The 16,761-nt window shown below is 65.2% G+C and carries 19 protein-coding genes and 2 pseudogenes; 4 read left to right on the top strand and 17 right to left on the bottom strand.

Annotated elements, in window-relative coordinates; all coding sequences use genetic code 11:
* Positions 1-256: 256 nt before the first annotated feature.
* From IC40_RS0126230 to IC40_RS27940, 5 genes are read right to left on the bottom strand one after another with little or no spacing between them, the layout of a single operon-like run.
* Positions 257-1,111 carry an LLM class F420-dependent oxidoreductase gene (locus IC40_RS0126230; RefSeq protein ID WP_030137620.1) on the bottom strand — a complete coding sequence of 285 codons (855 nt, stop codon included), beginning with the start codon at positions 1,109-1,111 and terminating at the stop codon, positions 257-259.
* Between the two features lie 42 nt (positions 1,112-1,153).
* A complete protein-coding gene (locus IC40_RS0126225; protein WP_030137619.1) occupies positions 1,154-2,545 on the bottom strand; it encodes a 9-bladed beta-propeller domain-containing protein in 1,392 nt (463 codons plus the stop codon).
* Positions 2,542-3,036, bottom strand: coding sequence for a YbaB/EbfC family DNA-binding protein (locus tag IC40_RS27000; protein ID WP_138158207.1), 495 nt, complete (start codon positions 3,034-3,036; stop codon positions 2,542-2,544). Before IC40_RS27000 ends, IC40_RS0126225 begins: the two co-directional genes overlap by 4 nt.
* 9 nt (positions 3,037-3,045) lie before the next feature.
* Positions 3,046-3,369, bottom strand: a complete 324-nt coding sequence (locus tag IC40_RS0126215) for an ESX-1 secretion-associated protein (RefSeq protein WP_042509591.1) — start codon at positions 3,367-3,369, stop codon at positions 3,046-3,048.
* Positions 3,370-3,379: 10 nt separating this feature from the next.
* On the bottom strand, positions 3,380-4,231 hold the full coding sequence (locus tag IC40_RS27940; RefSeq protein ID WP_157837339.1) for an EspA/EspE family type VII secretion system effector: 852 nt from the start codon (positions 4,229-4,231) through the stop codon (positions 3,380-3,382).
* An 88-nt stretch (positions 4,232-4,319) separates the two neighbouring features.
* Between IC40_RS27940 and IC40_RS0126205 the strand changes: the two genes are divergently transcribed.
* The gene (locus IC40_RS0126205; protein ID WP_030137615.1) at positions 4,320-5,330 is read left to right on the top strand and encodes a PHP domain-containing protein; all 1,011 of its coding nucleotides are present in this window, start codon (positions 4,320-4,322) and stop codon (positions 5,328-5,330) included.
* Here the strand turns inward: IC40_RS0126205 and IC40_RS0126200 are convergent.
* From IC40_RS0126200 to IC40_RS0126190, 3 genes are read right to left on the bottom strand one after another with little or no spacing between them, the layout of a single operon-like run.
* The gene (locus IC40_RS0126200; protein WP_030137614.1) at positions 5,327-5,617 is read right to left on the bottom strand and encodes a YiaA/YiaB family inner membrane protein; all 291 of its coding nucleotides are present in this window, start codon (positions 5,615-5,617) and stop codon (positions 5,327-5,329) included. The genes IC40_RS0126205 and IC40_RS0126200 overlap by 4 nt on opposite strands.
* A 47-nt stretch (positions 5,618-5,664) precedes the next feature.
* Positions 5,665-6,867 (bottom strand): DNA polymerase IV, encoded by a 1,203-nt coding sequence (gene dinB, locus IC40_RS0126195; protein ID WP_030137613.1) that lies wholly within the window; start codon positions 6,865-6,867, stop codon positions 5,665-5,667.
* Between the two features lie 25 nt (positions 6,868-6,892).
* On the bottom strand, positions 6,893-7,525 hold the full coding sequence (locus IC40_RS0126190; RefSeq protein WP_030137612.1) for a TetR/AcrR family transcriptional regulator: 633 nt from the start codon (positions 7,523-7,525) through the stop codon (positions 6,893-6,895).
* A gap of 77 nt (positions 7,526-7,602) precedes the next feature.
* Here IC40_RS0126190 and IC40_RS0126185 point away from each other — a divergent pair, with 77 nt between their 5' ends.
* Positions 7,603-9,072, top strand: a complete 1,470-nt coding sequence (locus IC40_RS0126185; protein WP_030137611.1) for a flavin-containing monooxygenase — start codon at positions 7,603-7,605, stop codon at positions 9,070-9,072.
* Positions 9,073-9,157: 85 nt separating this feature from the next.
* On the opposite strand, the gene rraA is transcribed toward IC40_RS0126185, so the two are convergent.
* The 6 genes and pseudogenes from rraA to IC40_RS0126155 all read right to left on the bottom strand — a co-directional run bounded on the left by rraA (position 9,158) and on the right by IC40_RS0126155 (position 13,091).
* Positions 9,158-9,646: a ribonuclease E activity regulator RraA gene (gene rraA, locus IC40_RS0126180; protein ID WP_030137610.1), complete on the bottom strand. Its 489-nt coding sequence runs from the start codon at positions 9,644-9,646 to the stop codon at positions 9,158-9,160.
* Positions 9,643-10,399: pseudogene (locus IC40_RS26705) on the bottom strand (MerR family transcriptional regulator). The gene rraA and the pseudogene IC40_RS26705 overlap by 4 nt, the downstream one beginning before the upstream one ends.
* A 45-nt stretch (positions 10,400-10,444) precedes the next feature.
* Positions 10,445-10,939 (bottom strand): hypothetical protein, encoded by a 495-nt coding sequence (locus IC40_RS0126170; RefSeq protein WP_030137609.1) that lies wholly within the window; start codon positions 10,937-10,939, stop codon positions 10,445-10,447.
* Between the two features lie 60 nt (positions 10,940-10,999).
* Positions 11,000-11,926, bottom strand: a complete 927-nt coding sequence (locus IC40_RS0126165; RefSeq protein ID WP_030137608.1) for a CopD family protein — start codon at positions 11,924-11,926, stop codon at positions 11,000-11,002.
* Complete coding sequence (locus IC40_RS0126160; RefSeq protein WP_030137607.1) at positions 11,923-12,438, bottom strand: copper resistance CopC family protein; 516 nt, start codon at positions 12,436-12,438, stop codon at positions 11,923-11,925. Before IC40_RS0126160 ends, IC40_RS0126165 begins: the two co-directional genes overlap by 4 nt.
* A complete protein-coding gene (locus IC40_RS0126155) occupies positions 12,435-13,091 on the bottom strand; it encodes a DUF6474 family protein (protein ID WP_030137606.1) in 657 nt (218 codons plus the stop codon). Before IC40_RS0126155 ends, IC40_RS0126160 begins: the two co-directional genes overlap by 4 nt.
* 353 nt (positions 13,092-13,444) lie before the next feature.
* Between IC40_RS0126155 and IC40_RS0126150 the strand changes: the two genes are divergently transcribed.
* Positions 13,445-13,936 (top strand): hypothetical protein, encoded by a 492-nt coding sequence (locus tag IC40_RS0126150; protein WP_030137605.1) that lies wholly within the window; start codon positions 13,445-13,447, stop codon positions 13,934-13,936.
* Entirely contained in the window at positions 13,933-15,078 is a 1,146-nt protein-coding gene (locus IC40_RS0126145) for a hypothetical protein (protein ID WP_030137604.1), read from the top strand. Before IC40_RS0126150 ends, IC40_RS0126145 begins: the two co-directional genes overlap by 4 nt.
* A 64-nt stretch (positions 15,079-15,142) precedes the next feature.
* Here the strand turns inward: IC40_RS0126145 and IC40_RS0126140 are convergent, their stop codons facing one another.
* The 3 genes and pseudogenes from IC40_RS0126140 to IC40_RS27690 all read right to left on the bottom strand — a co-directional run.
* Positions 15,143-15,541: a helix-turn-helix transcriptional regulator gene (locus IC40_RS0126140; protein WP_030137603.1), complete on the bottom strand. Its 399-nt coding sequence runs from the start codon at positions 15,539-15,541 to the stop codon at positions 15,143-15,145.
* 437 nt (positions 15,542-15,978) lie between these two features.
* Positions 15,979-16,512 (bottom strand): hypothetical protein, encoded by a 534-nt coding sequence (locus tag IC40_RS0126135; protein ID WP_030137602.1) that lies wholly within the window; start codon positions 16,510-16,512, stop codon positions 15,979-15,981.
* Between the two features lie 162 nt (positions 16,513-16,674).
* Positions 16,675-16,761 (bottom strand): annotated as a pseudogene (locus IC40_RS27690) (superoxide dismutase); the annotation flags it as partial.

Here is a 16,761-nt window from a genome sequence, read left to right as displayed (position 1 = left end):
CCCCACGGTGCAGCTATTCGCCGACCGTAGGAGTTCCTACCGTGTACATGACGCCCAATTCACGGTCACGGGTGAGTCGAATCGCCTGGTCATGGTTACGTCACCCGCGTCGCAGCCGAGATTTTCCAGCTAAGCACGAGCGGCTGATCACGTCGGCTGAGTTACTTCGATACGGCTGCTGAACCGGTCCGCCGGCGAGCGGCGGACCGGATCGAGCGGGGTTTGCCGAATCGTAATAATTTCGTGACCGTCATATTTAGGAACGGGTCAGCAGCCCCGAATCCCTGATGGTCTCGGCGAGGGGCTCAAGGACCGCGGGATCATATGGCGGCGGCAAGTAGATGATCGCGAGGTCCAAGCCCTCGGCGCCCAACGCTATGGCGTCTTCCACGACTCTGCGATAGTTGCGATCCTCGCCGAGCCGGATGTGGGCCGACAGCGTGATCTCTTTCGGGTCGCGACCGATATCGGCGCAATGCGCTGCCAGCACGTCGCGCTTGCGGGCGAACTCCTCCGGTGTGCCGCCCACGAAGTTCCAGTGGTCGGCGTACTTGGCGGTGATCCGGAGGGTTCGCTTCTCGCCGCTGCCGCCGATACAGAACGGGGGATGTGGCTGCTGCGGGCCCTTCGGCTCGTTGCGAGCGTCCTTGAGTTGGTAGAACTTGCCGTCGAATGTGGTGGATTCCTGGCTCAGCAGGCCCTTGAGGACCTGGCACGCCTCCTCGAAGCGGTCGAAGCGTTCCTTGATGGTGCCGAGTTCGATGCCGTAGGCACCGGATTCCTCCTCGTTCCAGCCGGCACCGATCCCGAGTTCCAGGCGACCGCCCGAGATGATGTCCAGCGCCGAGGCCATATTGGCCAGCACGGCGGGGTGTCGGTAATGGATGCCGGTGACCAGCACGCCCACCCGCAGCCGCTCGGTGGCCTGGGCGAGCGCAGTCAGCGTCGTCCAGCCCTCGAGGCACGGACCGCTCGAATCGGAGAAGATCGGGTAGAAGTGGTCGAAGGTCCACCCCGACTGGAAGACGTCGATGTCATCGGCGGTCTTCCAGATGGCCAACATGTCCGACCAGGTGGTGTTCTGCGGTGAGGTTTTGAAGGCAAAGTCCACACTTGGGGAACTCGTCACGTTGCCGAGAAATTCCGTCCTAAGTCACTGTCTTGGCGGGACGAGTGAGCTGAGTTCCGTTCCATCGGCCGACAGCTGAATCAGATTGGAGCCGATACGCCATATCCGTTGAAGCGAGTTGGGTTCCGCAGGAAGGACCCAAAGGTCCGCACAGGTGGCCATATCGCGGGCGCTGGCGAGACGTCCCGCCTGGCGATTCGTGGTCTCGAACACCAGCGCCGAACCGTCGGTGCCGAGCAGACGGTGCATCGGGAAATCGCACACCGGACCCTTGGCGCCGGTCTTGAGGTCGTACTGGCGCCATTCGGGAAACTCCCGGGTGCCGTTTTCCAGGTGGAACAAGGTGGTCCCAACCCGATTTAGACCCTGGTCGGCGACATCAAGCAGGCGGAACCCGTCGGGTGTGAACACCGTGACTTCGTCCGAGTTGCCAAGTGCGATCACCGGCAGATCAATGAGCGTGCTTCCGACCAACCTGCCGTCTACCTCGGCAAGCGTTCTGCCGGACTCGTCGAAGAAGTATGTGCCGAGGTACCTACGGTCCTCCGACTGTACGTTTGCAGCGAAACCGCCGGGATAGACGACAGGATCGTGCAGGCTGGCGCCCTTCTCGAGGTCCGTCTCAACTGGCCTACCGTCCGCCACCGAGAAAACCACGGAATCTCCGCGCTGGGGATTGGTGCTCCGCTGAGCGCTCAGCACGGAACCCTCCATGCCGACGCGTGCGTCAGACACCGCAGTCAGTGATCCGTCTCCTGGCACGAACCATGTTGTCTCAGCACGGTCGCCGATACCGTAGATGCCTTTGTCCTGTGAGGTCGCGACGGCGTAGGGGCCGAGTTGTCTCAGATTCAAACTGCCGTTGTTGGCTTTGACGTCCGTGGGTCCGCGATAGATCACGTTGCCCGAATCGGCATCGATGATCGTCGCCCCTCCCTCGCTGGATCGTTCGACGCAAAGGATTTGGTCCGGTCCGTTGAGCAGACAGGTAGGTGCCACCGTGCCCGTGCTGAGCAATACGGCATCGAAGACCCAATGGCCGTCACCGGTATCGATACCTGCCAACCACCACTCCGGATCTGCACTCGCCAAACTGTTGGCCAGGAAGTACGCGCGTTCACCTGATGCTCCGATCAGCGGTTTCGGGTCGCTGGGGACATTGCTCGCCGCGATGGTCGGTGCGGATCCGTTCGCAGTTGGGGATGGCAGCCCGAGGTCGAGGGTGCTTGTCCGCCAGCCCGTTACAGGTGCTTGGCGCATGTCCGGAAGTAGTTCGATCTGCTCGGGTTGCCAGACCCACCGGCCGTACACATATCGACCGTTGCGAAGCCACCAAAAGGTGGCCAATGCGGCGAGGACTGCGATTACGAGCACCAGTACGAGCAGCGTTCGACCGCGACGCAAACGGATCGTCATCCTTGCCCGTATCGGCCGGAGAAAGCAGTGGCAACACGTTCGACGTAGCTCTCGGGCGACGGTAGCCCTAGATCGCGCTCCAAGAACTCGTGCACAAGCCCGCCCTCGTATCCCATGTCCTGCATCAGCAGCGTGATCACACCATGTTGCGCGGCAAGCGCTTTCTGGGAGGCCAGCGCAGAAAGGAACGCAATCTCTTCGGACAATTCTGATTCGGTCATTTTGCAAACGCTGGGTTGGAGATCGATGCGATCGATTCTCCCGCCCAGGAGTGCAGTGACAGCTACATTCCCAGCGGGATTGCTGACCGTGAAGAAGACATCAGGTGAATCATTCGCATCGTCAGGCAGCTCCGAATCCCAACTGTGCACTGCTGTGCCGCTCGGCACCGGCGGGAGGTACTCGTCGAAAGCAGCTAGATCACTTATCGGCGTATCGGATTCGGGCACCTCGTTGGCCTCGTCATCCCAAGGATCCATGTAGTCGGGCACCGAGGGCACTCAGAACTCGCACGCACCGATATCTTTGGATGCACGCCAATCGGCGTTGCTGTAGTTCTGCGAAGCCATGGTCAACCTCTGACTCAGGTCATAGGACATGTGCCACAGCTTCTTTCGTGCTTCATCGCGCGCCCTCTCGACATCGGCTATGGCCGAGTTGCTCGCGAAACACGCGACACCATGAGTGTTGGAAACTCGGTTGCCAATATCATTCACCGTCTCTCCGGCTACCTTGAGCACTCCGGCGGCGGTGCCCTGGCTGGCCGCGATCTGGTCGATATGCTCGGTGAGTACACGGAGGTTCTGTTCGGAATCGGTCGCCACGGTTGTTCCTCTATCGGTGTTCGGCGTACGGGGTTGCGGGCGGGTACTCGACGGGCGGCCCCTGCGGTTGGGGCAAGGTGAAGTTCTCGTTCGGATCGGTCCGTGACGGAAGGGTCCCTTCGGTCCGCTCATCGCCGAACGGCTCGTCGCAGGGGACTGCGTTGTCATCTTTGCCGTCGTTGTCGTCGTCTTTCCCGATGGGCGCGCCAAAGATGATCTGTCCTGCAGCGTCGTTGTACACCGCGACCAAGGACCGAATCTCGCTGCTCTTGGAAACCGATTCGGCTGTCAGTATGGCCAGATCCGAGGTGGCTTGTCCCAGCACGACGGTGGCGGTTGCCAAATCCGTGGCGGCTTTCACCGTTGCACCACCCGGGACCGCGTTCATCCAGGAGGTGGCGGTATCCACATCTGAAAGGAACTGGATACGGTCATCAAGGTCTCGTCGTGCGACGGTGACCTGTGCTGCTAACTGGCCGATGAGGCGGCGCATATCTGCCTCCGCATCCGCCACGCCATAGGTGCGGGAGTAGTGCCCTGTGTTCTTCTCTCTGTAAACACTGGCGGCAGTGCCGTCCCACCTGTCTTCCAGTGGTGCCGCGTCGAAGATCAGATCTCCGGCCTCGGTGTACTTCGCGGCCGACTTCTCGAAATCGGCACCGTCCTCGGGATCACCGGAGCCGGTGGTCTGCTTCATGCCCTTGATGGTCAGCTGCGCCGCAGCGAGAATAGGCGACGACGTCAGGCCGAGCTCACCCAAGTTCGGAATCTTGTCGAGCGGGCCGGGCCCCTTGGACCAGTCGAAGCCGACGACATCTCCGTACTTTCTCAACAGGTCGAACGCCTTGCTCAACAGACTCATGAAACCTCCCCGCAGGTCCATCCCGACATTACCGCCAGTCGTCAGTGGCACAGTGCATCAAATTTGCCTCCCGGAGCACACTGGAGACATGGATCCCGTGCAGGCTCTTCGCCGGATTGCCTACTACAAGGATCGCGCGCGCGAGGATTCGCGGCGCGTGATGGCCTACCGCAAGGCCGCCGACGTGGTGGAGGCGATGACGCCCGAGCAGCGCGAGAAGGCAGGCAAGGCGAACAGCTGGCAGACGCTGCCAGGCATCGGACCCAAGACGGCCACGGTGATCGCACAGGCGTGGGCCGGCCGCGAGCCCGAGACGCTGGTCGCGCTGCGCGAGTCGGCGGCCGACCTCGGTGGTGGCGAGATCCGTGCCGCACTCAAAGGGGATCTGCACCTGCACTCGAACTGGTCGGACGGCTCAGCACCGATCCCCGAGATGATGGCCGCCGCCGCCGATCTGGGCCACGAGTACTGCGCGCTGACCGACCACTCCCCGCGGCTGACGGTGGCCAACGGACTTTCTGCAGACAGATTGCGCCGACAGCTCGATGTCATCGACGAACTCCGCGAACAGTTTCGGCCGATGCGCATCCTCACCGGGATCGAGGTGGACATCCTCGACGACGGCACCCTGGACCAGGAACCCGAGCTGCTCGAGCGCCTCGACATCGTCGTCGCCAGCGTGCATTCCAAGCTCAAGATGGACGCACCGTCGATGACTCGCCGAATGATGCGTGCGGTCAGCGGCGGGCAGGCGAACGTCCTGGGGCATTGCACCGGGCGGTTGGTGGAAGGCGGCCGGGGGACCCGCCCGGAATCGCAGTTCGACGCCGAAGAGGTCTTCATCGCGTGCCGGGACAATGGTGTTGCGGTGGAGATAAATTCGCGACCCGAGCGCCGTGACCCGCCCACCCGATTGCTCGATCTGGCGCTGGAGATCGGATGTGACTTCTCCATCGACACCGACGCGCACGCCCCGGGACAGCTCGACTTCCTCGGCTACGGCGCGCAACGCGCACTCGACGCCGGGGTGCCGGTGGACCGCATCGTCAACACCTGGTCGGTGGATCGACTGTTGGCGTGGGCCGGCCAGCGAGGCTAGCTCGCTGACGTGAACGGATTGTGTTCGGCGATCAGCTTTTCCATCCGTGCCTCATCGATGCGGGCATGCACGCTGGCAGATTCCTGCTGATCGCGGATCACCTTGGCCAGCGTGAAGGCGCTGGTGACGAGAAACAGCACCGACATCGCCAGGAACATGCGCTGCCAGAAGTCGAGGGGCAAGAACGTGATACCGGCGAGCACGCCGACGAAGCTCACGCCGAAAGCGATGTGCGCTTGCAGAGCGAATGCCGCGGTGACCTTTGCCGTGTCGCTGAATGCGTTCATGACGCCACCCTGCCCGAGGGTGGCCTGCGGCGAATGGGTGAAACTACTCAATCCGGCAGCATCGGCATCTCCAGTCCCGGGTCGCGACCAAGCAGCACTCCACGGGTGACCGAAGTATTGCCGAAGCGCTGGCGGACCTCGTCGACGGCGGCGTCCAGCGCATCGTGATCAGCCGGCGCGCCAAAGGGCAGCTCCAGCTGTGCGGCACCATCGCGATCGATATTGGACACCGCGAAGCCGACCAGCGTCAGCCCGCGATCTGCGATCAACGGAGCGGCGGCCACCACCAACTCCCGCGCGGCGGCCAGCACCGCATCGGTGGACGAGGTCGCTCTCGGCATGGTGTGCGACCTGGTCACCCGGCCGAAATCGGCGAACCGTAGCCGCAGTACGACCGTGCGCCCGGTGCGTCCGGATGCCCGCATCCGTCGGGTGATGCGGTCCACGAGATTGATCACGACGGCATCGATTTCGGCCGCGGACATATCGCTGCCCGACCGCCCCAACGCCCGCTGCGCTCCCACCGAGCGCCGCCGCACGCCGGCGGTGACCCGGCGGCGGTCGATATTGTGCGCAAGGGCGAACAGTTGCCTGCCCATCGCGGGGCCGACCATGGCACCCAGGGACGTCTCGCTGAGCTCGGCGACATCGGCGACGGAGTGAATACCGTGTGCGCGCAGCTTATCGGCGGTCTTGGCGCCGACGCCCCAGAGTCGACGGACCGGCAACGGATGCAGGAAGGCCAGTTCGCCGTCCGGCGGGACGAGGAGCAGGCCATCGGGTTTGGCCTCCTGGCTCGCGACCTTGGCAAGGAATTTCGTGCGGGCGATCCCGACGGTGATGGGCAGCCCGACGTCCATGCGAACCCGATCCCGCAATTGAGCGGCGATCTGCACGGGCGTACCCGACACCCGGCTGAGCCCGCCCACGTCGAGGAAGGCTTCGTCGACCGACACCGGTTCGACGAGCGGGGTGGTGTCGTGGAAGACCTCGAACACGGCGCGGCTCGCCTCGGAGTACGCCCGCATCCGCGGCGGGACGACGATGGCCTGTGGGCAGAGGCGTCTGGCCTGATGGCCACTCATCGCGGTGCGTACGCCGTATGCCTTAGCCTCGTAGCTCGCCGCGAGCACCACACCGCCGCCGACGATGACCGGCTTGCCACGAAGGCTCGGGTCATCGCGCTGCTCGACGGAGGCGTAGAACGAGTCGAGATCAGCGTGCAGAACGGTCGCTCCGGACACGAACATATGTTCGCATTCGGCTCCGACAAGCTCAGGGTGCGGTGCCGTAGATGCTGGTCAGCCAGATGTGGGTGAGTGTGTCCACGACACGGTCGTGTTCGACCGACGGTCGGTCCTCGGCGAGGGCTGCCATCATCATCTTCTCGTTCATCAAGTTCAACGACGTCGCCAGATCGAGGGCGGGCAACGTGTCCGGGGCGGCGCCGCGCTGGCGTTCGGCGTTGATCAGCGCGGCGGTCAATCCGATCCACTTCTGCATCAGGCCGGACCACACGGCCCGGAACTCGGGGACGGTGTTGACGGCCTCCACCCCGGCCCGCGCCGTGGCCGGATGCGAGCCGAACGAGCTGAAGAAGATCTCGATACCGCGCCGGATGGCTTCGTGCGGTTCGGACGGCATGGTGTCCATGGCGTTGTCGAAACCGGTATCGGCGCGTTTGATCAGCGGATCCATCAGCGACAGCAGCACCGCCTCCTTAGAGGCGAAATAGAAGTAGAACGTCGGCCGCGAGATGCCCGCGCCCTTGGCCAGGTCGTCGACCGAGATGTCGGCGAAGGACCGCAGCTGCAGGAGCCGGGATGCGGTGTCCAGGATCGCCTGTTGCCGTTCGTCCCCGGAGGGGCGCGCGGCACGACGTCCGCGACTCGGGCTGGCGGTGGTCACGAACCAACCTTAACACTGTGTCGACTTTCTCGACAGACCGTTGACTCACTCAACACCGTGTTGATACCGTCGGTCCCATGAACGAACACTTCGACGTCGTGATCGTCGGCGCCGGCATCTCCGGCATCAGCACCGCCTGGCATCTGCAGGACCGCTGCCCGTCCAAGAGCTACGTCATCCTGGAGCGCCGGGAGAACATCGGTGGCACCTGGGATCTGTTCAAGTACCCCGGCATCCGGTCGGACTCCGACATGTTCACCCTCGGCTTCCGGTTCAAGCCCTGGACCTCGTCCCGGTCGATCGCCGACGGTGCGTCGATCTGGAACTACATCAACGAAGCCGCCGTCGAGAACGGCATCGACAAGCACATCCGTACCGGCCAGAAGGTCACTGCGGCGGACTGGTCCGACGCCGACAACAGGTGGACCGTCACCGTCGAGGTCGACGGCCAGGAAAAGCAGATCACCGCTTCGTTCCTCTCGGTCTGCAGCGGCTACTACAACTACGACGAGGGGTACTCGCCCACCTTCGCCGGCGCCGAGGACTTCACCGGCAAGATCATCCACCCGCAGCACTGGCCGGAAGATCTGGACTACGCGGGCAAGAAGATCGTCGTGATCGGCTCCGGTGCGACCGCGGTGACGCTCATCCCCTCGCTGGTCGACGGGGGAGCCGGTCACGTCACGATGCTGCAGCGCTCGCCGACCTACATCGGGGCCCTGCCGCTTGAGGATCCGGTGGCGGCGCAGGCCAACAAGTATCTGCCGAAGAACATGGCGCACTTCGTGAATCGCTGGAAGGCGATCGGCTATGCCACCGGCCAGTATCAAATCGCCCGGCGATTCCCGTCGGTGTTCAAGCGCGCGTTGCGCCAGATGGCCACCCGCCGACTGCCCAAGGATTTCGACTACGACAAGCACTTCAGCCCGCGCTACAACCCGTGGGACGAGCGAGTCTGCCTGGCTCCCAACGGTGACTTGTTCAAGACCATCCGCTCGGGCAAGGCCGATGTCGTCACCGACACCATCGAGCGCTTCGACGAGTCCGGAATCCAGCTGACCTCCGGGCAGCACCTGGACGCCGATATCATCATCACCGCAACGGGTTTGAACATGCAGCTGTTCGGCGGCGCCAAGGCCCTGCGCAACGGCGAGCCCATCGACCTGACCAAGTCGATGACCTATAAGGGTCTGATGCTCTCGGGTGTGCCCAACATGGCGATCACCTTCGGCTACACCAATGCGTCGTGGACACTCAAGGCCGATCTGGTGTCCGAGTTCATCTGCCGGGTGCTGAACTACATGGACGACAACGGATTCGACCGTGTCGAACCGCAGCATCCCGGATCGGCAGTCAAGGAAGAGCCCTTCATGGACTTCACCCCTGGCTACTTCCGCCGGGCCATGGACACGCTGCCCAAGTCGGGCTCGGAGGCGCCGTGGCGGCTCAAGCAGAACTACTTCATCGACCTGCGCACCATCCGGTACGGCAAGGTCGACGAGGAGTCGCTGCTGTTCACCAAGCACCGCGCGGCGGTCTCGGCCTGACCCTCAACAGACGCAAAACTGCCGAAAAGTAACAGCAAACGGCAGTTTTGCGTCTGTTGGCGTTAAGCGGCTCCGGCAACGAGGTCTATGCGTCGCCTCCGGCAACGACCACAATCCCGTCTTCGTCGCTGTAGGCGATCTCACCGGGAACGAACGTCACGCCACCGAAGCTGACTTCGATATCGCGTTCTCCGGCACCGGTTTTCGTCCCCTTGCGCGGATTGGTGCCCAGCGCCTTGATGCCGACGTCGATGGTGCGCAGCGCCGCCGCATCCCGCACCGCACCGTGCACGATCACCCCAGCCCAGCCGTTGTCGGCCGCGAGCCCGGCGATGATATCGCCGACCAGCGCGGTGTGTAGCGAACCGTTCCCGTCGACCACCAGGACGCCACCGTCACCGGGGGTCGACAGGATCGACTTCAACAGCGCGTTGTCCTGAAAGCACCGCACGGTGGTGATCGGACCGGCGAACGCGGCGCGTGCACCGTAGTTGCGCAGCTGGAGGTCACAGCTGCGGACGTCGGGGTAGATCTCGTCGACCAGATCGGCCGTGGCGCGGGGCTGGACAGTCATTCCATGATGCTAGCGATGACGATGTCGTGCACGAACTGGGCCAGCCCCGGTTCGACATCGTCGTAGTACGCGGTGAATCTGGAATCGGTGAGGTACATCTCGACCAAGTTCCGGTGCATCTGCCCGCCGCAGTCGTAGAAGCGCTCGATCGCGGCGCGGTGCCGGGCGGCCAAGGCGTCGGCCTGCGCTGATCCCGCGGTGACGCCGGACCGCTTGGCCGCGGCCAGATCCGCAAGCAGGGAGTCACCTTCGGCCTTGATATCCATCCAATCCTGCTTGCTCAGCTGCGCGACGCGCCGCCGGGACTGCTTCCACTCCGCGGTTTCACCCCAACGCTGCTCGGCCTCGACGGCATAGTCGGCGCCGAATGCGGTGGTACCGAATATCTCGACCTGCTCCTTGGCGGTCAATTGGATGCCTGAGCGGTGTGCGTCCATGAGCTCCTCCACTGCCTTGATGGTGCGCTGCAGCCCCTCGGCACGCTCCAGTAGCAGCGCGTGCTGACGGTGCAGCAGAGACAGCTCGTCGGCCTCGGGGTCGTCGAGCAGGACGCGGATCTCCTCGAGCGGTAACCCGGCCTCGCGGTACACGAGGACCAGGTGCAACCGCTCCACGTCGGCGTCGGTGTAACCGCGATAACCAGCCGGCGGTCCGCACGCTGGGCACCACCAACCCGATGTGGTCGTAGTGATGCAGCGTGCGCACGGAGACGCCGGTGAGTGCGGCGATACTGCCGACTGTCCGTTCGTCCATGTCCTCGACTATGAGCCCTGACGCCACGTCAGGGTCAAGTGCGGATCAGGAAGGGCTGTCTCCGCGCCGCGACAGAACGACGACGATGACGGCGAGCAATCCGACGGCGACGGCCACGGCCAGCGGCAGCCGGGACTGATCGGGACCGACGGCGGGTGCCACGACAGGGCCGGGCGAGGCGGTCGCGATGGTCGACTTGGCCTGGGCGGCAACTTCTTTGGCGGCTTCCTTGGCGATCGCTGTCGGAGCCGCGGGCGCTTCGGGCTCCGGGGTGGCCTCGACCGGCGGCACCTTCTTGGCCGGCGGGGCCTTCTTCGCAGGCACGGCCTTCTTGGCTGGTGCAGCCTTCTTCGCAGGCGCGGCCTTTTTTGCGGGGGCCTTCTTGGCGGGCACGGCTTTCTTGGCCGGGGCGGCCTTCTTCGCGGGCGCCTTCTTCACCGGCTCGGCCTTCTCGGCCGGCGCCGACTCGGCGGGCCCGTCCGCGGGCAGACCCGATTCAGCCGGGTCCTTCTGCTCGGGAAGGTCCTGCTCGTCGGCCATGTCTGTTGCTCCTCTGCCGCAAGTTGTCGGAATTCCCATCATGCCAGCCCGCGGATTCGGTCAGCCGGTCACCGCCAGCGCGGCGGCCAACGTCAGCGCCACCGCCATGAGGGTCAGCTCGAGGCCCGAGCGCCGACCGGAGACCTCGGCGCTCACCCGATGGCCGCGCGCAGAGGGCACCCATGACGACCGGTTCCGCCAGGCCAGCACCATCAAGACCGCGGTGACCGCCACCTTGGCCAGCAGCAGTCGCCCATACCCCGTCGTCACCAATGCCGATGGTGAATCCAGGGGAATCGTCACCGCCGCGCTCGCGATGCCACCCGCGAGAAGGACCACCACACACCACAGCGACAACGTCGAGAACCGCGGCAACAGGCGTGCCCACTGCCCGCGATGCCGAATGGTCAGCAGCATCGCCGCCAGCAGCCCACACCACAGCGCCGCCGCCAGGACGTGCAGGGTCACCGCCAGCCCACCGAGCGGGCTTTCGGAGAGGTGACCGGAGAGCGTGCGGGCGGCCAGCCCCAGCGCGGCGATGCCGGTGATCGTCGCCGATGCCACGGCACCGTGCACCGCGATCGCGACGGCACCGACGGCGGCGGCACACAGCACCGTGATCAGATCGGCGCGCCCGGCCACGGTCGCCGTCGCGTACTGCACCGTCGTGCCGACCGCGAGATCGTCGATGCCCACCGCGGCAGTGGCAGCGGCTGCGGTGATCAACCGCACGAGTTCGGCGGCCAGCCACAGCCACGCGGCCACGGCCAGCGTGAACGATCTGCGGGTCGCCAGCTCGGGCCGGTAACGCGCGACGTCCAGATACGGCAGCACGGCCAAGCCCAGCACCACCACCGCCGAACCGTCGGCCAGCATCCGGGTCGACGCGATCGGTAACGACAATTGGGGGCGCGCCAGCGCCCAGGCCAGCACCAGACCCGCGGTCGCGACCAGGACGCCCAGCCCGGCGCGCCGCAAATCGCTCACGGACGTCGGCGTCGGCTCCACCACACACCGGCGCCGACGAGCACCACCGCGCCGGCGATGAAGGGCCACACCGGCAGGCCGCGCTCGACCGCCGGCTCGGCGGGGGCAGGCGGGTCTACCGGCGGTCCGGGAGTCGCGGTGCGGGCCACGGTCAGCTCGAACGACCAGGATCCGCTGATGACATGCCCGTCGGCGGAGGTGACACGGTAATTCGCGGTGTAGGTGCCTGCCGGCCCGAGCGGTCGTAGGTCGACCTCGGCCACCGGCCCGACGATGCGGGGGTCTCCGGTCGACCACAGGTTGCCGTCCGGACCGACGACCGTCATGGCCGCGAACGCACTCTGCAGGTCCTCGCTGAACGTCGCGCGGACCGCACTCGGAGCCTCCGCGAGCTGCGCATCGGCCGCCGGATCGGAGGACACCAGCGCGGCGTGCGCCGACGCGACACCCGCGCCGCTGGAACCGAGGACCGCGAGCAGCGCCGCGACCACGGCGACGAGAAGCCGGATCACGGCAGACCGAGCCGGGCCAGGATGTCGGCGTCGATACCGTCGAGCTGATCGCCGATGGCCGCATGCGCCGAACGGCGGCGCGCGGACGGCATGTTCTCCGCGGCGGTCACGGCTGCCGCGAGATCGGTGAGGCGATCGTTGATCGCGGAGACGAAGGCGCGGGTCTCGGCATCCTTGGGATTTTTCTCCGCGACCCGGCGCACGGCCTGCTCGGCGCCGGTGATGCGCGCCGACAGCGCGGCCCCTTGGCCGGAGAACTGGCCGACCTGACTCAGCGGGACGCCGAGCTGATCCGCGCGCCGCTGATCGAGCAGACCGCGCACCGCGATCGCTGCCCGATACGCCAGCGGCACCAGCACCGGAGCCAGCAGACGCGACACCGTCAGCGCACGGCGGATCTTGATCGGCGAGAGCAGCTTGCCCTCGCGAACCGCCTTCAGCTGCGTTTCGGCCACCTTCAGGGCGGCACGGTCGCTGTCGTGTTGGGCCTTGAGCTGCGCCTTGACCGCACGGGTCGCGGCCTTGCGGTCGGCCTTGATGCGCCGGGCGTCGTTCTTGGCAGCCAGCTTGGCCTCGAGCTTGGCTTTCGCCTTGATCGCCTTGGCTTCGGCACGCCGTGTCGCCCGGCTCTTGCGTCGCTTGAACAGGGCCATCGGCGGCGCCTCCCGGTCATATTCGTCGATGTGTCGTGCGGTCGGCACAGCACATTCCTACGTCGCAGCCAACCCTATCGCTCTTAGCATGCCCCGCTTTTCGCTGCCCCGCCGCCCTGGCCGCTGAACTCCGTCAGCAAACACATCCGGGGCGGTGTGCGAGAATTGCCGAACGGTCTGCCAGAGTGCCTGCCGACGCACGCGGCATGGTCAAGAGGTGGATGTGCGGCGACGCCAGCAAATTCGGTGCGACCGCAGTCTCGGCGGACCGGCCGGGTGGCTCGCGAGTTGAGCGTTTCTCTCCCGTTCAGCGAACGTCAGCGCCATAGTGGAACGGTCGGAAAGGAGACCTCATGCCTGCGAGCCGTCGCGTGACCCGTGCGGTGAGTTCTGTTCTCGATCTGGCCCCCCGCCGGGGTGAGGTCACGCTGCCACGTCTGGTCGAAGCGGTCGCCGAGGACCAGGGCCGCGCGATCCAGATCAAGATGGCCGATCTGCCTGCCGGAGTGTGCGGCCAGTGGCGTCAGTACGCCGACCACGATGTCTTCCTGATCCAGAAGGGATTGCCGGCCTGGGACCGGACGCTGGCCCACGAATTGGGCCACCTGGTCCTCGGGCATGCCGGCACGCCGGTCGTGGAGGCGGCCCTGGAGGTCACCGAGCTCGCAGGTTCGGATCTGATCGGCTACATGCTCAATCAGCGCACCGGTTGCATGGGTCCGGCGGGCGAGGAAGCCGAGCAGGAGGCCGAGGATTTCGCCGCATTACTGATCTACCGGCTGGGCCGATTGCCCTCGGATCGATCGTCGATCGTGCAGGTGCGGCTCGGGGAGGCGTTTGGTTGACGGTCTGGGTGATCGCCGGTCTGCTCGGACTGGCCACCGGCCTACGCATCGGCTGGGCGTTGGTGAACAAGCAATCCCTGGTGAGCACCGCGATGATCCTCGCGCTGGGGAGTCTGGGCATCGTGGCAGCTCTCAACTGGCAGCCACTGACCCTGCTCATCGACACCGCGCTGCGCTGGCCCAACGTATCGGTGGCGCTGAGTCAGGTGGCATTGATCGCGTGCGCGGCGGGCAGCTGCGTGATGATCACGACGGTGTCCTCTGATCGCACGCCGGCCACGATCCGCCGGATCGCCGTCGGACAGTACGTCTTCGCAGCCGGGATCGCCGTGGTGACCCTGGTCGCCTTCTTCCGCAGGGACAAGGAAGCCGAGATGGCGCCCGAGGAGTATCTGCGTCGACACCTCGCCCCGGGCGGTTCCTCGGCCTGGTTGCTTCCGATGCTCTATGTCCTGCTGGCGTTGACGTTGGTCGCCTGGGCGGGAGTTCGCCATTCCAATCGCACCCGACGCGGGCGGGCGCTGTTCGTCTTCAGCATGGGCATGGTTCTCATCGTGCTGGCGAGCGCCTTCTTCCTGCTTCGCGCTCTCGGGACCACCGACGCGATCGGCGTCGGTGCGGCCGCCACACTGTTGGGCTGCGCGATGGCCGTCGTCGGCGGTGGGGCGCTGTTACCCAGCGTCGAGGACTGGTTCGGTGCGCGCCGCGAGATGCGGCTGATCGCGCCGCTGCTGGCCGAACTCAACGAACGTCACCCCGATGTCGGTATCGGTGTGCGACCTCGGGGACCGTTGTTGTTCCGGGTGGCCGAGCAGATGTCGCTGATATCGGATTCGCTCTACCTGGAGGCGATCGCCGCCGAGAGTGAGCATCGACGGACCACCTCCGGGGGTGGCAAGTCCGATACCGAGCAGACGCTCAACATCGCCGATATCGCCGACCTGGACTCGCCGCCGGTACCGGCCGAGGAACAGGCCCGCGGCATCGCCAAGTGGATCTACGACGGCCGCGATGACGTCGCCGCCGAGACGCACGCATCATTCCCCGGCCTGAACTGGCTGCGGCAGCCCACGACATTCTCCGACCGGGAATGGATCCTGGCGATCGCCGAGCAGTATCGGGATCTGGTCGAACAACGCTGAACGCACGAACGGTGCCGTGCGCTCATGCGCTCGGCACCGTTCGGGTGGAGATCCGTGGAGGGAATCAGCCGTCGAGGTTCTCCCGGCGACGCAGCTCGTCGACCTTCTGCGCGAGATCCTGCTGCGACTCCGGCGAGAGGCCGACGGTGCGTGCGGCGATGCGGCGCACGCCCTCGTCGCGCATGTTGGCCAGCCAGGTCAGTTCCTTGTCGAGCTTCTCGTAGTACTCGTCGTCGGTGAAGTAGGCGGGCTTGATGCGGAAGAAGTTGGCCAAGGCGGTCATCGTGGTGGCCGACGGGTTCGTCCGGTTGCCCGAACGCAGCTGAGAGAGGTACGGAGCGGACATCGTGACACCCTCGGCCTTGAGGGCGCCGATAACCTCAGCAGACGTATGCGGTCCCCGGCCCGGAGGGTAAACCGTATCGAAGAGGCGGTTCAGTCGGGCGGCGAACGTCTTGCTCATCTAACTTTCCTCCACATGGCGTACGAGCGAAGTGCACGTGCTTCGTATTTGCTGATCATCGTAGCGAGAGTTAACGCCACAACCAAGTGCAAACCACTGAAAAGTAACACTACCCCCAGTTTGGGTGTCGAGCGAGGGCATGTAGTGCACGTCAACGGTGTGATCACCAGCCGGCCGTCAAAGCTGGCGAAGAAAATAATGACGCAGACGTTGTTTTGCCGAGATCAACTGATCTTGACGTGTTGTCACACTGACCCCAGAGCTGATCGCCTGTGCGCAGGCGTCACACAGCAAAGTCGGTTAACGACTTTGCTGGGGTGGCGGGCGAAGTCCGGGACAGGAAGACACCCGCCACCACGACAGGTGCAACAGAATTGCTGGCCGCCGTGCGGCCGTTCCGGCCCATTTGAGGCCGAACCGTTATGGATGCGGGCGGCTCAGGCGGCGAGCAGCATCGCCATGATGGCGGTGTCCGGATGGCTGATCGGATCGACGCCCACCCGGCTGACCATCGAGGTGATGGTGCCATCGGATTCCGCTTCCACCCACGCCGCCCGGTGTTCCAGGCCGAGGTGCGGGATCCCGGGCAGCAGGACGCACCCGGACGCAGCTCCGGCGCACTCGGGTAGCGACGGCGTCGTCTCCGACGGCGGATGCAGCATCAACAGAGCGGGCGGCTGGTGCTCGGCGAAGAACCCGGGCGGCAGTGCCGATTCCCCGACCACCGGGCCCTCGGCGAGGACGAGCCCCACGGTGCCGGGCTCGGGCTGGTCGGGAAGTTCTTCTCGAACACCGAAGATGGTCGTGGTGGACAACAGTCCCGGTAGTGAGGCCACCCGGACGGCGACGATGAGCAGTTGAGCCCACTCTTTCGTGGAATCCGGCCACCGGCCCGACACCACGAAGCCTTTGAGGGTGCCCCGCGAATGAAATGGGGCAATTTCGATCGCCTTACCGGCACCGGTGTCCATCTGGCCTCCCGACAGTCGCTCGCTGCTGCTCCGACACAGCTGTGGGTCGCTGTGACTCAGGATGCTGCAGTGGCGGGTTAGCACGCAAGAGGAACGGAGTGCCAGCCAGACGCAAGAAGCCCCGCGTGCGGTGGCACGCGGGGCTTCCGACGAACGCGGGGCTTACCCGAAGATGAGGCCGCCGGTCTTGGTGGTGGCCTTGGTATAGCGGTCTTGGACGTCGGCCCAGTTGACGACGTTCCAGAAGGC

It is taken from the genome of Mycolicibacterium neoaurum ATCC 25795 (genome assembly GCF_000691525.1).
Lineage (GTDB): Bacteria > Actinomycetota > Actinomycetes > Mycobacteriales > Mycobacteriaceae > Mycobacterium > Mycobacterium neoaurum.
The sequence above is the reverse complement of the archived record's forward strand: the minus strand, read 5'-3'. Positions and strand labels throughout refer to the sequence as shown.

Excerpts from the sequence above, each read along its gene's own strand:
- dinB (WP_030137613.1), bottom strand. The coding sequence starts at position 6,867 with ATGTTCGTGTCCGGAGCGACCGTTCTGCACGCTGATCTCGACTCGTTC.
- IC40_RS0126225 (WP_030137619.1), bottom strand. The coding sequence starts at position 2,545 with ATGACGATCCGTTTGCGTCGCGGTCGAACGCTGCTCGTACTGGTGCTC.
- IC40_RS0126155 (WP_030137606.1), bottom strand. The coding sequence starts at position 13,091 with ATGGCCCTGTTCAAGCGACGCAAGAGCCGGGCGACACGGCGTGCCGAA.
- IC40_RS27940 (WP_157837339.1), bottom strand. The coding sequence starts at position 4,231 with ATGAGTCTGTTGAGCAAGGCGTTCGACCTGTTGAGAAAGTACGGAGAT.
- IC40_RS0126150 (WP_030137605.1), top strand. The coding sequence starts at position 13,445 with ATGCCTGCGAGCCGTCGCGTGACCCGTGCGGTGAGTTCTGTTCTCGAT.
- IC40_RS0126170 (WP_030137609.1), bottom strand. The coding sequence starts at position 10,939 with ATGGCCGACGAGCAGGACCTTCCCGAGCAGAAGGACCCGGCTGAATCG.
- IC40_RS0126185 (WP_030137611.1), top strand. The coding sequence starts at position 7,603 with ATGAACGAACACTTCGACGTCGTGATCGTCGGCGCCGGCATCTCCGGC.
- IC40_RS0126140 (WP_030137603.1), bottom strand. The coding sequence starts at position 15,541 with ATGAGCAAGACGTTCGCCGCCCGACTGAACCGCCTCTTCGATACGGTT.
- rraA (WP_030137610.1), bottom strand. The coding sequence starts at position 9,646 with ATGACTGTCCAGCCCCGCGCCACGGCCGATCTGGTCGACGAGATCTAC.
- IC40_RS0126135 (WP_030137602.1), bottom strand. The coding sequence starts at position 16,512 with ATGGACACCGGTGCCGGTAAGGCGATCGAAATTGCCCCATTTCATTCG.
- IC40_RS0126200 (WP_030137614.1), bottom strand. The coding sequence starts at position 5,617 with ATGAACGCATTCAGCGACACGGCAAAGGTCACCGCGGCATTCGCTCTG.
- IC40_RS0126205 (WP_030137615.1), top strand. The coding sequence starts at position 4,320 with ATGGATCCCGTGCAGGCTCTTCGCCGGATTGCCTACTACAAGGATCGC.